8 protein-coding genes are annotated in these 14,135 nt (G+C 64.7%); 7 read left to right on the forward strand and 1 reads right to left on the reverse strand.

Going from position 1 to position 14,135, the window contains the following annotated elements; genetic code table 11:
• The first annotated feature begins 78 nt into the window (after positions 1-78).
• Genes LHFGNBLO_RS17905 through LHFGNBLO_RS17920 form a run of 4 tightly spaced genes read left to right on the forward strand, consistent with a single transcriptional unit; the run spans position 79 to position 5,655 of the window.
• Positions 79-2,010 carry a S9 family peptidase gene (locus tag LHFGNBLO_RS17905; RefSeq protein WP_258609468.1) on the forward strand — a complete coding sequence of 644 codons (1,932 nt, stop codon included), beginning with the start codon at positions 79-81 and terminating at the stop codon, positions 2,008-2,010.
• Positions 2,007-2,972 carry an ABC transporter permease gene (locus tag LHFGNBLO_RS17910; protein WP_258609469.1) on the forward strand — a complete coding sequence of 322 codons (966 nt, stop codon included), beginning with the start codon at positions 2,007-2,009 and terminating at the stop codon, positions 2,970-2,972. Before LHFGNBLO_RS17905 ends, LHFGNBLO_RS17910 begins: the two co-directional genes overlap by 4 nt.
• The gene (locus LHFGNBLO_RS17915) at positions 2,969-3,811 is read left to right on the forward strand and encodes an ABC transporter permease (protein ID WP_258609470.1); all 843 of its coding nucleotides are present in this window, start codon (positions 2,969-2,971) and stop codon (positions 3,809-3,811) included. The genes LHFGNBLO_RS17910 and LHFGNBLO_RS17915 overlap by 4 nt, the downstream gene beginning before the upstream one ends.
• The gene (locus LHFGNBLO_RS17920) at positions 3,808-5,655 is read left to right on the forward strand and encodes an ABC transporter ATP-binding protein (RefSeq protein WP_258609471.1); all 1,848 of its coding nucleotides are present in this window, start codon (positions 3,808-3,810) and stop codon (positions 5,653-5,655) included. The genes LHFGNBLO_RS17915 and LHFGNBLO_RS17920 overlap by 4 nt, the downstream gene beginning before the upstream one ends.
• Before the next feature lie 114 nt (positions 5,656-5,769).
• On the opposite strand, the gene LHFGNBLO_RS17925 is transcribed toward LHFGNBLO_RS17920, so the two are convergent.
• Positions 5,770-7,377 (reverse strand): Dyp-type peroxidase, encoded by a 1,608-nt coding sequence (locus LHFGNBLO_RS17925; RefSeq protein ID WP_258609472.1) that lies wholly within the window; start codon positions 7,375-7,377, stop codon positions 5,770-5,772.
• A gap of 164 nt (positions 7,378-7,541) precedes the next feature.
• Between LHFGNBLO_RS17925 and LHFGNBLO_RS17930 the strand changes: the two genes are divergently transcribed.
• The 3 genes from LHFGNBLO_RS17930 to LHFGNBLO_RS17940 all read left to right on the forward strand — a co-directional run bounded on the left by LHFGNBLO_RS17930 (position 7,542) and on the right by LHFGNBLO_RS17940 (position 14,100).
• On the forward strand, positions 7,542-10,778 hold the full coding sequence (locus LHFGNBLO_RS17930) for an ATP-binding protein (RefSeq protein WP_258609473.1): 3,237 nt from the start codon (positions 7,542-7,544) through the stop codon (positions 10,776-10,778).
• An 80-nt stretch (positions 10,779-10,858) separates the two neighbouring features.
• Positions 10,859-11,203: a hypothetical protein gene (locus LHFGNBLO_RS17935; protein WP_258609474.1), complete on the forward strand. Its 345-nt coding sequence runs from the start codon at positions 10,859-10,861 to the stop codon at positions 11,201-11,203.
• Between the two features lie 1,346 nt (positions 11,204-12,549).
• Positions 12,550-14,100, forward strand: coding sequence for an AbgT family transporter (locus LHFGNBLO_RS17940; RefSeq protein ID WP_258609476.1), 1,551 nt, complete (start codon positions 12,550-12,552; stop codon positions 14,098-14,100).
• Positions 14,101-14,135: the final 35 nt, after the last annotated feature.

Here is a 14,135-nt window from a genome sequence, read left to right on the forward strand (position 1 = left end):
CGCCACATCGACCGGCGCCGGCGCGCTCGTGCGCCAGGCCGAGAACTGCTAGCCGAGAATTGCCAAAGGTGTCGGCAGATGGACCTTTTTGAAGCGAGTCTCGCACGACTTCACCAGCTGCGCTTTCCTTCGGACCTCTCCTTCACCCCCGATGGCACGGCGGTCGTTGCCGCTGTTCGTCCCGCCGTGCACGAGCCGCGGCAATCCCCGCAGAGCCGCGTCTGGCGCTTTTCCCTGGACGGAGCAGAAGCGGTGCAGCTGACCAACGGGCCGGGCGGCGACGGCCTGCCGCATCTGTCGCCGGTCGACGGCGCGCTGGCGTTTGTCTCCGATCGCGCTTTGCAGGGGAAAATGTCGCTGTTCCTCAAGGACGATCGCGGCGAGCGGCCAGTAGGGGACGTCGCCGGCACCATCGAGGACATGCGCTGGGCGCCCGACGGCGGGAGCCTGATCGTATTGGCCGCGGACCGCGGCCTCGACGGCGGCGCGACCAATGGTGCGCAGCGCCTGACCTGGGGAGAGCCAGAGGATCCCGCGGTGACGAGCCCCGCCAATGCGCGGCGCCGCCTGTTCCGCGTCAGCAAAGACGACGGATCGACGGTCGAGGTCGGGCCGTCCGAGCTCAGCGTCTGGGAATTCGAACTTCTCGGCGAGGATGCCGCCCTTGCGATCGTCTCGGCCGACCCGAGCGAGCGCGGCTGGTATCACGCCGAACTGGCCAGCATCGATCTTGCTACACGTGCCGCGACGATCCTGCACCGGCCGCGCTGGCAGCTCCTGGCCCCCTCGGCCGACTCGAGCGCCAAGCGAATAGCCTTCCTCGATGGGTGGTCCAGCGACCGTGGCCTCGTCGCCAGCGAAATCAGCGTCCTCGACATTGCCACCGGTGAGATCACCACCGTCACCCCGAGCGGCATGTCGAGCATTACGTCGATGAAGTGGCGTGACGACAACAGCCTCTGGTTCACAGGCTGGTCGCGGCTCGGTTCCGTCTATGGCGTCACATGTCTCGACGGTAGTGTCGAATGGATGACGCGCGAAGATGCGATCATCGGTACAAACAGCTTCAGCGCCGGCATAACGACCGCGCCCGACAAGAAGGGTTTCGCAGCGGTGCGCGAGAGCGATGGAGCACCGCCTGAAGTAGTATTCAAGTCCGTCGCGGAGGCTTCCGCATGGTCGACCGTCTCCAATCTGAACGGCGACATGGCCAGGGACTTCAACGCCTATCCGGAGGTCCGCGCCATTGCCTGGAAAGGAGCAGGGGGGCTTGAGATGGAGGGGTTGGTCCTGCTGCCGCGCGACGGCGCCAAGGGGCCGAGGCCGACCATTGTGGACATCCACGGCGGCCCGAGCTGGGCGGTCAGGCATGCCTACAATCCGGGTGACGCGCTGCCGTTCGCGACGGCCGGCTACGCCGTCTTCCTTCCCAACTACCGTGGCAGTGTTGGCTGGGGGAGGGCCTTCGGCATGCTGAATATCGGCGACCCGGCGGGGGCCGAGTTCCAGGATATTCTCGCCGGCCTCGACGAATGCATCGCAGCGGGCATTAGCGACCCCGACCGGCTCGGCATCACCGGCGCCAGCTATGGCGGCTACCTTACGGCCTGGGCTGTGGCGACGACCAACCGGTTCAAAGCCGCGGTGATGGTCTCCGGCATCGCCAATCAGCTCTCCAGCCACTATTCCTGCAATCACGACTTCCATGCCTTCATCAATGGCGGACCGCTGTCGGAGGAGCGCTATCGCCGTGTAGCGCTCGACCGTTCGGCGATCATGCGGCTCGACAATCCCACGACGCCGACATTGATGATCCATGGCGAAGGGGACCGATGCACTCCGCTCGGCCAGGCGCAGGAATTATATGCAGCACTCCTCGAGCGCGGCGTCGAATCTGAGCTGGTCGTCTATCCGCGCGAAGGCCACGGCCTGCGCGAGCGCGATCATCAGCTCGACGCATGGCGCCGCACGATTGGCTGGTTCGACCGCTATCTCGGAGCGCCCCGGTGACGGGCTCGGGCGTCGCCGTCTTCGTCCTAAGGCGGTTCGCCGTGGCGATCCCACTCCTCCTCATAATCTCCTTTGGCGTCTTCGCGCTGGTCCACATCGCGCCGGGCGACCCGGTGCGCTCCCTGCTCGGCGCGCGCGCGTCGGACCCGGCAACGCTTGCCGCCATCCGCGAGCGCTATCACCTGGATGATCCATTCCTCGTACAATACTTCAAGTGGCTGTCGCAGGTGGTCCAGGGCGATCTGGGTGTCTCCATCCAGGGCAATCGGGCGGTGACGAGTACCATCGCGGATCGGCTCGGTGTCACCATCTTCCTGAGCGCGATGAGCACCGTTCTCGTTCTCGGCCTTGGCGTCCTGCTCGGCGCGGTCGCTGCCTTCCGCCGCGGCACGCGGCTCGACCGGGCGGTGGTCATGTTCGGAGTCTTCGGCATCAGCTCGCCGGCCTTCGTTACCGGCATTTTCCTTCTCTATGTCTTCGGTGCTTTGCTGCGCTGGTTCCCGATCTTCGGTCCGGGGACCGGATTCCTCGACCGTGCCTGGCACCTGACGCTTCCCGCACTTGCGCTTGCGATCTCGGTCATGGCCATCGTCATCAAGATCACGCGCGCGGCGATGATCGAGGAGCTGGACCGGGACTACGTCACCTTTGCGCGGGCGCGCGGGCTGAGTTCGCGGCGCATCGCATTCGCCTACGTGCTCAGGAACGCACTCATCCCGGTGGTCACGGCCGCAGGGATCATCGTCGTCGGGATCGTCGCTGGCGCGATCTACGTCGAGGTCACCTTTTCCTTGCCAGGCCTCGGCGCCTTGACGGTGGATGCGGTCCAGAAACGCGACATCCCGACGATCCAGGGCACCACGCTGCTCTTCTCTGTCTTTGTCGTGCTGGTCAACCTGGCGATCGACGTGATCTACATGCTGATCGACCCGCGCATCCGCTTCGGCAGGGTCGAGTCATGAGCGCCCCAGCCATCGACGAGACGCGAAAGACGAAGCTGCCGCCGCGCCCGCCGATCGTCATTCTCATTGCCGCGCTGATCATCGTGGTGGTGGTGATCTGCGCCATCCTTGGCGCGGGGATCGCCCCCTATTCGCCCTCCCTCCAGCAACTCGGGGTTGGCGATACGCCGCCTTCCGCTGCCCACATCGCGGGGACGGATCTTCTCGGCCGCGATGTCCTGTCGCGCGTGATCTATGGGGCGAGGACGGCCTTGGTCGGCCCGGTCGTCGTCGCCGCCGCTGCGTTCTCGGTGGCGACCCTGCTTGGCCTGCTTTCGGGCTATCTCGGAGGCCTGGTCGATTCGGCGGTCATGCGCTGGGTGGATTTCATGTTGGCGTTGCCGGGACCGCTTGTGGCGATCGTCGTCGTCGGCGTGGTGGGCGGCGGTTACTGGACCGCCGTCCTCGTTCTGGTCGTCCTTTTCACCGCCCCCGACACGCGCATCGTGCGCAGCGCCGTGCTTAAGCAGCGGCCGCTCCCTTATATCGACGCCGCACGCACGCTCGGCATCTCGAAGACGCGTATTCTGTTCGTTCACATCCTCCCCAACGTGCTGCCGATCATCCTGGCCTATGTCGTCCTCGACTTCGCCTTCGCGCTGGTCAATCTCGCGGGGCTGTCGTTCCTCGGCCTTGGTGTTGAACCCGGCACCCCCGACTGGGGTCGGATGCTATTCGAGAACCGCAACATCCTCTTCTCCAATCCGGTTGCGCTGCTCCTGCCCGCGGGAATGATCATCCTGACCGCGGTCAGCATGAACCTTATCGGCGACTGGCTGTTCGAGCGGTTTGCAAAGTGAACACGGCCGTGGAGCGCCCCGGTGAGGAGGAGCCGCTCCTCAACGTCGCGGGGTTGGCGATCTCGCACGGCACGGTGCCCATCACGACACCCTTGAACATCGCAGTCGGGCGGGGGGAGACCATTGCGATCGTCGGCGAATCCGGGTCCGGAAAAACGCTCACCGCACGAGCGATCGCCGGCATATTGCCGCCGGGCATAAATGCCACCGGCGCCGTCACGCTCGACGGCATCCCGTTGATGCGGCTTGCCGAGAAGGAACTTCGCAAGATCCGCGGGTTTCGCGTGTCGATGCTCATGCAGGATCCGTTCACGATGCTCAATCCGCTCATGCGAAGCGGCGACCACATCGATGAGATGCTGCGCGGCCGGCCCGAATTCGCTTCGCGCGTTGCGCGCGCGGCAGAGGTGAAACGCCGCCTCGCGGAAGTCGGCATCGTCGACGAGGATGTAGCCCGCCGCATGCCGTTCCAGCTGTCGGGCGGCATGTGCCAGCGCGTGGCGCTTGCCGCCGCCCTTGCCCGAGACCCGGAGCTGCTCATCGCCGACGAGCCCTCGACGGCGCTCGATGTGACCACCCAGGCGGAGATCATCAAGCTGCTCCGCCATGTCCAGCACGAGCGGCACATGAGCCTCATCCTTATTACCCACAATTTACGGCTCGCATTCTCGACCTGCGAGCGCGTCTATGTGCTCTACGCCGGCTCGTTGCTCGAAGTCGGCGACGCCGCCGCTGTCGAGCGGCAGCCGTTCCACCCCTACACCTTGGGACTTTTGCTGTCGGAACCGCCGGCCGATATTCGCGTGCCCCGGCTCGTCGCGATCCGGGGCTCCGTGCCCCAAGCGGCCGATGTGGTCGACCGCTGCGGCTTCGTCGACCGCTGCGACTGGGCGAAGCAGATATGCCGCGCCGGCAAGCCGCAACTGGCCGCCCGCGATGCGGGCCGGCTCACCGCATGCATTCGTCAGGAGGAGATTCAGGGCGAGCTCGACGCGCTGCGCACGGCGGCGCTGTCCGCGGCGCCAGCAACGCCGCGCCGGGACGATACCGAAGGGGCGCTCGTCCACGTCGACGCGCTCGTCAAGACGTTCGTCGGCCCCAGGGGCCGTCCGATTCGTGCTGTAAAGGACGTATCGCTGCGCATCATGCCCGGTGAGAGCGTCGGCCTTGTCGGCGAATCCGGCTCGGGCAAGACCACGCTCGGGCGCTGCCTCGTCGGCCTCGAAACACCGACCGCGGGCGACATCCGCATCAACGGCATCGCGGCAGCGGACTTTCGCGCCATGGCGAAGGCCGACCGCGCCCGCGTTCGCCAGACGATCCAGATGATCTTCCAGGATCCGTATTCGACACTCAATCCGAGGCACAGCGTCGGCCAGGCGCTTAGCGAGGCGATCGGGGCCTCCGCGGGCGCCACCGGCCCGGCGACGCCCGAGCGGATCGCGGCGCTGCTGGCGAATGTCGGCTTGTCCGCCGCTTACGCCGCGCGCCGTCCGGCGCAACTTTCCGGCGGCGAGCGCCAACGGGTCGCCATCGCGCGCGCGCTTGCCGTGAAACCGGCGATCCTCGTCTGCGACGAACCGGTATCGGCCCTCGACGTCTCGGTGCAGGCGCAGGTGCTCAACCTCTTCAAGCGCCTGCAGGCCGAACACGGGCTGTCCTATCTATTCATCACGCACGACCTCGCTGTCGTCCGCCAGGTCGCCGAGCGCATCTATGTCCTCTATCTCGGCGAGATCGTCGAGGAGGGACCGACGGAGAGGGTCATCGGCAACCCGCAGCACCCGTATACACGTCGCCTCATTGAATCGATCCCCCGCTCGGCCATCCAACGTTTCAACTGACGCGGCGACTCAAAGGGCCTGTTGGTTCTGCCGATCAGCGACAGCAAGCACCGCCTCGCGCTCATTGTCGAACTTCTCCGCAACGGCGAGTTCCTGATGGCCGACTTCCCTGGCCTATCTTGAGAGTACCACCTTCAGCGCGAACACCGACGGAGCGAAGTAGTAGCCACCACCGGTCGGGACGACCCAACTCTTGCCCGGTTGGCCGAGCAACGCATCAACGCCGGCACCCTTCCCGGGGAAATCGCTGTTGTTGAGCCATTCCTTGGTGATGAACTCGAACTGGTCGACGATACTCGTCATATAGGCCAGGAACAGCAGCCCGCGCTCGGCCGCGTCCTTGCTCGGCGCGTCCGGCGTCGAGGCCGACGATTCCCCGAAGCAAATACCGCGGCGCAGCAGCCGATGCCTCCGCCGGATCGCGGGCGCGATGTCGTCGCGGGGATTGGCCCTGCGGATGTGGGCAGTGTATGGACACACCTCCCCGTTCGGATCGGCGCCAGCGGGCGAAAAGATGTCGCGAGGGCACTCGCTGCTGGCCCCCCCCGCGATCCGCTCCGTCTGCTCCTTGAAGCCGAAGTGATTGTTGGCGCAGTCATTGTTGGCCAGTTCGGTGTTGTCCTGCGTGGGTGCCCGCATGACCGGAGCACCGGAGGCCCAGCGCCCGACCAACCGCGCGCCGACCAGCTCCGCGCTCACCCCGCGCGCCTTGCCCTCGGCTTGGAGGAACTTGTGGAACTCGTGGACGTCCTGCCTGAATCGACGGAAGACAAGATAGGAGCCGTCCCCGGCCCAGTTCGGGACCCGTGGATAACCGGCGCCGTCAATGCTCGAGTCGCCTCCGCGCTCGTTGCCGTCCCGGCTGGCGTCCTGGTCCGGGTAGCCGAACACGAACTCACCGGGCCAGATGAGTTCCTGCCCCGGCTTGCCCTGGCTCCGGTCCTGGGGGTTCTGCCGGGGCGTCAGCAGGTCGGTCGGGTCGTCGGAGGCGCGGCCGCGGAGTCCCGGTTGGGAGATGCCGTCGAGAAACCCGAAGTGCTCGTGCCCCGCCATCGGTTTGGAGCGGTTCTTCCCCTTTTCGTCATGCCCAAGCTGGGTCGCGCCGCCCGCCTCCTCGATCAGTTCCTTGACCCTCTTCACCTCGGCCTCAACGTCGGCCTCGGTGTCGGCCGCGACGATTATCAGCACGTCCGCGGCGTCGTCGCTGTCGCCGTCCTTGACGTTCCACTTGCCTGGATCCGTCGTGTCGCCGAGCGCCAGCGCCTGCCCAACCAGGCCGCTTTGGAATGATTGATCGGCGAAGAGTCCGGCGTCATTCCTCAACTTCGCCAGCCCCGCGAAGGAAAAAGCGACGTTGATCCAGGTAGAACTGAGCGTCCCCGGATAGCCGCGGCGATTAGCCACCTGCTTGAACAGCCGGTTGAAGGTGAGCACTTCCTCGGCAGTTGCCACGAGGTGGCTGAGCTTGGCGATGGCTGGTTTGAACCGGCTGGCGTCGTCGATGTGGTAGTAGAGAAGCGTCTGGAAGTCCTTGTTGAAGCCCGCGACGATGTTACCCTGGATGTTCGCCATCGCGAGCACGGGCTCGGGGCGTTCGTCGGGCGCAGGCGGCGCTCCGCGGCTCGGCGACCAAGGAGAGGGGGCCGGGGTCTCTCGCACTTCCGGAAAGGCAGCATCGATCCCGCGGTGCTCGGTCGTCGACGTCAATGGCGGGACGGTCATCGTCACTTCCTTCGCTGTCCAAAGCGGGCTTATGCTAGAGCCTCGCGATGGCTTGCTCAAGCTCCTCGTTCTGCAGTTGCAATCGAGGAATCCCGGGGGGCGGCTGGAGCGCGCCCGGAGCGAGTGCTATTGTCGCTTGGCGTTGACCTTACGGAAGGCCTCAGATGAAGTCTGGCTTCCTCGGACCCCTTGAAGTTAGAGCCGACCATGGCGTGCAGGCGAACCTCGCCCAGGGCGCGCCGCGGAGGCCGGGGGCTGCTCCGCCGGCCCCGGCCGAGCCGGCCGTGCTGAAAGAGCGGGAGCCGGTGCCGGACGTCCGCAAGACAGTCACGATCCTCTTCATCGACATCGTCGACTCCTCGCGGCTGAGCCTCGCCCTCGATCCGGAAGCGCTTCGGGGCCTGCTCGCGCGCTACTTCGGCGAGCTGAGCAATGTCATCCGACGGCACGGCGGGATCGTCGAAAAGTACATTGGTGACGCGATCATGGCGGTGTACAGCGTGCCGATCGCCAACGAGGACGACGCCCTGCGCGCGGTGCGAACGGCCATTGAGATGCGCGACACACTCGCCACCCTCAACGACGAGTTCGAAGCCGGTTGGGGCGTGCGCCTCTCCAGCCGGATTGGCGTGAACACCGGCGAGGTGCTCGTCGCCGACCACACTCAGGGACAACTCTTCGTCACCGGCGAGGTCGTCAATGTCGCCAAGCGCCTCGAGGAGGCAGCGACGGCGAATGAGATCCTGATCGGGGAGCCCACGCACAGGCTCGTGCGCAAAGCGGTGATCGTCGAGCCGAGCGGGCCGCGCGTGCTCAAGCACGGCGAGACTATCCACGCCCTCGTGGTGGTGGACGTCCTCGCCCACGCCCCCGGCTTTGCGCGCCAATTCGACTCGCCCTTCGTGGGGCGCGAGCGCCAGCGTGCCGTACTGGAGACCGGGTTTGGCAACGCGGTTGCCGATAAGGCCTGCCACCTGCTGACCGTGCTCGGCGACGCAGGTGTGGGCAAGTCGCGGCTCGTGTGGGAGTTCACGGGCGGGCTCGCCAGCGACGCGACGGTGCTGCGCGGTCGCTGCCTGTCCTATGGCGAGGGCATCACCTACTGGCCGCTGACCGGGATTGTCCGGGAGATCACGCGCGCGGAGGGCCTGGACCCCGAGCAGTCGGCGGTAGCGATCGCGGCGCTTCTCGTCGGCGACGAAAAGGCCCAGTTGATCGCCGAGCGCATTACCGAGGCGCTCGGGCTGGGCGGCGCCGGAGGAGGGACGAGCGAAGAGACCTTCTGGGCCGTCCGAAAGCTGTTCGAGGCGTTGGCGCGAGCAGGGCCGCTCGTCATCGTCATAGACGACATCCACTGCGCCGAGCCGACGTTTCTCGACCTGATCGAGCACGTGGCCGACTTTTCGCGCGATTTCCCGATCCTGATCGTCTGCATCGCGCGACCGGAGCTGCTCGACACGCGCCCGGGCTGGTGTAGCGGCAAGCCCAACACGACGTCGATCGTCCTTGAGCCGCTCAGCGAGGCGGAATGCCGTGAGCTGGTCTCGAACCTGCTCGATAGCCTCCCGCCCGCCGCTGAAGCGCGGATCGCCCGTGTTGCCGAGGGCAACCCGCTCTTCGCTGAGGAGCTCGTCGCGATGCTCGTCGACGACGAGCTGTTGAAGCGCGAGGGCACCCGTTGGGTCGCCTCTTCCGACCTCACCGAACTGCCCGTCCCCTCGACGATCCACGCGCTCCTCGCCGCTCGTCTCGACAGGCTCCCGGCCGGCGAGCGCGCGATCCTGACAACTGCTGCGGTCGAGGGCGCCGTGTTTCACCGGGGCGCCCTCGCCAAGCTCGCGGGCCCTGCGCTCGCCCCCGGGCTCGAAGACGGCCTGCTGGCGCTGATCAGCCGGGATCTGATCCGCCCCGACGCGGCAGACTTCGCCGGCGAACAAGCCTACGCCTTCCGCCATGTCCTGCTCCGCGACGCCGCCTATCGCTCGCTGCCGAAGAACGCGCGGGCCGACCTGCACGAGCGCTTTGCTGCCTGGCTCGAGCTGATCGCCAGGGATCGGCGGCGTGAGTTCGAGGAGATCGTCGGCTACCACCTTGAGCAGGCCTTTCTGTACCGCGTCGCGCTCCGATCGCACGACGCGCGCGCCGCGTCGCTTGCCGCCCGGGCGTCCGAGCGGCTCGAGGCGGCGGGACGGCGCGCGCTTGTCCGCAGCGACCTGCCCGCGGCGATCGGCCTGCTGGAGCGGGTTTCCCGGCTGCGTCCCCCTGCCGATCCACAACGGACGGCGCTGCTCGTCGAGCTAGGCGGTGCGCTGATCGAAAGCGGGCGGCTGGCCGAAGCCGGGCGCGTGCTCGACGACGCGGAGCGCCTGGCTGCTGCCGCGGATGATGAGCGCGTGGCATCGCATGTGCTCGTTCAACAGCAGTTCCTCCGGCTCCTCCACGGCGAGGAGGGCGGGCTGGAGGAGGCCGCGCGGACGACAGCCCGGGTAATCCCGGTCTTCGAGCGCCGCGGGGACGACCTGGGCCTGTGCCATGCACGGCGGCTGGAGGCGTGGCTTTTTTGGAACGAAGCTCGCGCCGTGCCGGCCGCCGCGGCGTGGGAGCGCGCGGCCGCGCATGCGCGGCGGGCAGGGGATCGGCACAAGTACTACGAAACCCTCACCTGGATCGCATCCTCGCTCTGGTTCGGGCCGACGCCGGCCGACGAGGGCATCCGCCGCTGCGAGGCGATGCGCGAGGAGGTGCGCGAGAGTCCCGAGTCCCAGGCAGCGATCCTGCGCCAGCTCGCATGCCTCAACGCGACTGTCGGCCGCTTCACGCTTGCCCGCGAGCTGCTTGTGACGAGCAACGCCACCTACGCCGACCTCGGCCTCACGCTCTACGTGGCGTCCTCCGATCACGAAGCCGTCGTCGAGCTGCTTGCCGGGGATCCGGGGGCAGCCGAGAAAAGCGCGCGGGCGGGATATCGCGCGCTCGAGGAAATGGGCGAGCGTTCATTCCGCTCGACGATCGCGGCGTCCCTTGCCTGCACAATCCTCGAACAGGGACGCGACGAGGAGGCCGAGGAGTTTGCCAACCTTAGCGCCCAGCTGGCTACGGCCGGCGACCTGATGACACAGGTCCTCTGGCGTCGCGTGCTTGCACGCGTGCTCGCGCGGCGGGGGGAGATCAAGGAGGCGGAGGCGCTCGCGCGCGAGGCGGTGGCGATCGCCGAAGCGACCGACTTCGTCAACGACCGGGCCGATGCGCTGATCGATCTGTCGCACGTGTTCGAGGCCTCCCGCCGAGGCAATGAGGCGGTCGCCGCCGCGTCCCGAGCGCTGCATCTCTACGAGTTGAAGGGAAATGTGGTCGCGGCGGCCACGACTCGGTCGCGCCTAGGCGAACTCGACAAAGTGTGAGACAGTCGTCATGCCCGCGGCCGGTCTTGCCGCGGACGTTAATCCTGGCGAACCGCTCAGTTTGGACTGGAGGTAACGTAATGCCTAGGAACTTCGACGAGGTGCTGGCGATTGATGCGGATGGGCGCATCGCGCCCCGCGGCCCTCTGTCCCAGACTGTCGGCGAGCAGATAACGAAGCTTTACGCCTGGGTCCTCCAGATGAACCCCGAGGGGTCGGGCGCCGCTTGCGTGGCCGTCCAGGCGGACCTGACAGAATTGACGCGCCCCGAATGGGTGACGAGATCGGACGCCATCCACGAAGGACGCTTCCGAGAGGGCCCGGCGTTCGGGACGGCAATGACGATTTCGAAAGAGTTGGTGAACGGAAAGACCAAGGTGTATTGCTGGAGCGAGACAATCTACCTTAAACCAGAGAAACCTTAGTACCCTCTCATAGCGAACACCCACGCCGCCTCGACAGACTCCCTCGATCATGAAGATGACGAGTTCGAAATAGCTCGTTGACGTGCCGCATCTGGCTTGAGTGCTGGAACGGCGTCCACTCGGCAGCAACGCGGTGGTGGCGGCATCGGCTCGTAGGTAACAGCCAGGCGAGAGGCCTCGGTGTTGTGATCTCAGAAGAAGAGCGGTGGCCCTAGGGCCACCGCTCCGACTTGGATCTCAGTTCCGGCAATCGGGGCCGAGAGGGTCGTACTCTCTCGGGCTGACCCCGAGGCACTTGGATGTCGAACCGGCACCGGCGTTCCCGGTCGATCCTGTCTGGTACGGATCCACCATTCCGTTGGGAACGAATGAATGTTGACTCTTGGTCGCAGCCGGAGGCTCGAAGGCACTATTGTCTGCACGAGGGCTCTGGACGAAGGCCAGCGAAGGTGCCGTGAGGATGAAAAATGCAGATGCTGCTACAGCGATCTTGTACATGTTTTGCTCCTTTGGTGCTATTATTGAAGTCATCACAAAGTATGTGATGAGAACGATATTGGGCCGGTTTCGATCACCAATATCCTCTTTCTGGCGATAATCTTTAGTGTCGCCGCCAGATCTACCCTAAAGAGAGGCGAGATTGCCTGTCCTCGTATCTCTTTTACGCCGTGCAGGAATTTTGTATGTGAGTGGTTTCACAAGGTATCGCTAATATGCCTGCATCTTTCCGGCAAGCTTCCCGCCTACGGGCCGAAAGGCCCGCAACAGCCATGCTGCGAAAGCGTCTTTGCGGCGCAATTCGACCGCCAGGTTGGCATGCCACATAGGCTCTTTAGACGGGACATGCGCCGTGTGATGCTTCCTGTGTGGTGAAGGCCCCCATTCACCTTGTCGCCGGCCCAGGCGCTCGCGTGGTGGGGCGGCGGGCATATCCAGATGGCGGCCGCCAACGAACATTGTACCGGCCGATTGGTGCCGCTGGCTAACCGTCTTGTTCGACGTCCGGGCGGTGTGGTGAAGTGCTCATCGGCGCTTGATGTTCGAACCAGTGCGATGGCCTCCTCGGTTTGGCGAAACCGAAGCCGCCAGTCTTGCTGCCTCCAGAGTGGGTGGCAGACGCAATTGTCTATCAGGCGATGATCTGGAACTGATCGCGCCCTGGGATGCGCGGCATGGCAAAGCAGTCAGAGAGAAAAGATTGTCACCGAATTCGGGACAAGCGGCCAAGGCTTTGGATTCTGCGCTCATGACTCCCTGCCGCAGACGACTAAGCTCAAAAGCCATTTGATCTGGGTATTGCGCCGGGTGGCTACGCTGCAGCGGGTCCAGCAGAGAGGAGGGCAGAGATGTCCACCGCGAATGCGGTTTCAAAAACCGCAATGCAAAGATTTCTCGACGGGGTCGAAAGAGTGGGGAACATGGTTCCCCATCCGGTCGTCATCTTCCTGATCCTGATTGCGATCGTCATCGCCTTGTCGGCCCTACTGAGCGCGTTCGGTGCTGCGGTGACGTTCGAACGCATCAATGCGGATACACATAAGGTTGAAACAGCGACCACTGAGATCCGCAGTCTGCTGAACATTGACGGCATTCGCTTCTTGTATTCGTCGCTCATTCCCAACTTCATGAGCTTTACTGCAGTCGGACTGATGATCACGGCGATGATCGGGGCCGGCGTGGCGGAGGAATCCGGGTTGGTCACGGCGCTGATCCGGAAGCTCGTAATCGTGTCGCCTGGCTGGGCCTTGACCTACATCCTGGCCTTCGTCGGCATATTGGCCAGCGTAGCGGCCGATGCCGGCTATCTGGTCCTGATCCCTCTGGCCGGTATCGCTTATCTCGCGGTTGGCCGTCACCCGCTTGCCGGTCTTGCGCTAGGCTTCGCCGCGGTCGCTGGCGCCTTTACAGTCAACATGCTGATCAAACCGCTCGATGCAGTCCTCGTTGAATTCACAAATGACGCGGCCCATCTCGTCGATCCCAACAGATCGATCGGCTTGGCCTCGAATGTCTGGTTTTCCATTGCATCCGTACTGTTTCTGACTGTGATCATAGCGTTCATCTCCGACCGCATGATCGAACCACGGATCGGGAAATACGCACCGGACCAATCTGCAAGCGGCGCCAAATCCGATCAGAGTGCAGAACTGTCCGAAAAAGAATCTCGCGGATTGCGTTTTGCCTTGTTCGGATTGGTCGGGCTGATCGTCGTCTTTTGCCTGCTGACTCTGCCGCCAGGGGCGCCATTGCGAAATCCCGCAACCGGCGAGCTTATCGGCAACTCACCCTTCATGAACGGCCTGATCGCGCTGATCATGCTGCTATTCCTGGTGACCGGCTGGTCGTACGGCATCGGAGCAGGCACGCTGCGGACCCTGACCGAAGTCATCGCAGCAATTGAAAAGTCGATCAAGAATCTTGGCGGAACAATCTTTCTGTTCTTCGTCCTGAGCCAATTCGTCGCTTACTTCACTTACACCAACATGGGTACGGTGATGGCGCTTAGCCTGTCCGGCGCGCTGCAATCAGCAAACATAGGCGCATTGCCCCTCCTGCTTGGCTTTATCCTCGTCGTCGCGATCATCGATCTGCTGTTGACTGGAGCAATTGCGAAATGGGCGATCTTCGCTCCCGTCTTCGTGCCGCTTTTGATGAAACTCGGAGTCGAGCCGGAAGCCGTCCTGGCGGCTTACCGCGTCGGCGATTCGCCGATGAATGCGATCACACCGCTCAACGCCTATTTTGCGCTGGTGGTCGGCTTTGCCCAAAAGTACGACAAGTCCGCAGGCGTTGGCACAATCGTGTCGCTGATGCTCCCCTACGTCGTTTGGATGTTTGTTCTTTGGACGGCGCTCTTCGCCGTTTGGAAAGCAATGGGTTTGCCCTGGGGACTGTAGCGGCAAGCCGCAGGTCAAAAAAGCGAAGCGCAACT

The organism is Mesorhizobium sp. AR10 (assembly GCF_024746795.1).
Lineage (GTDB): Bacteria > Pseudomonadota > Alphaproteobacteria > Rhizobiales > Rhizobiaceae > Mesorhizobium.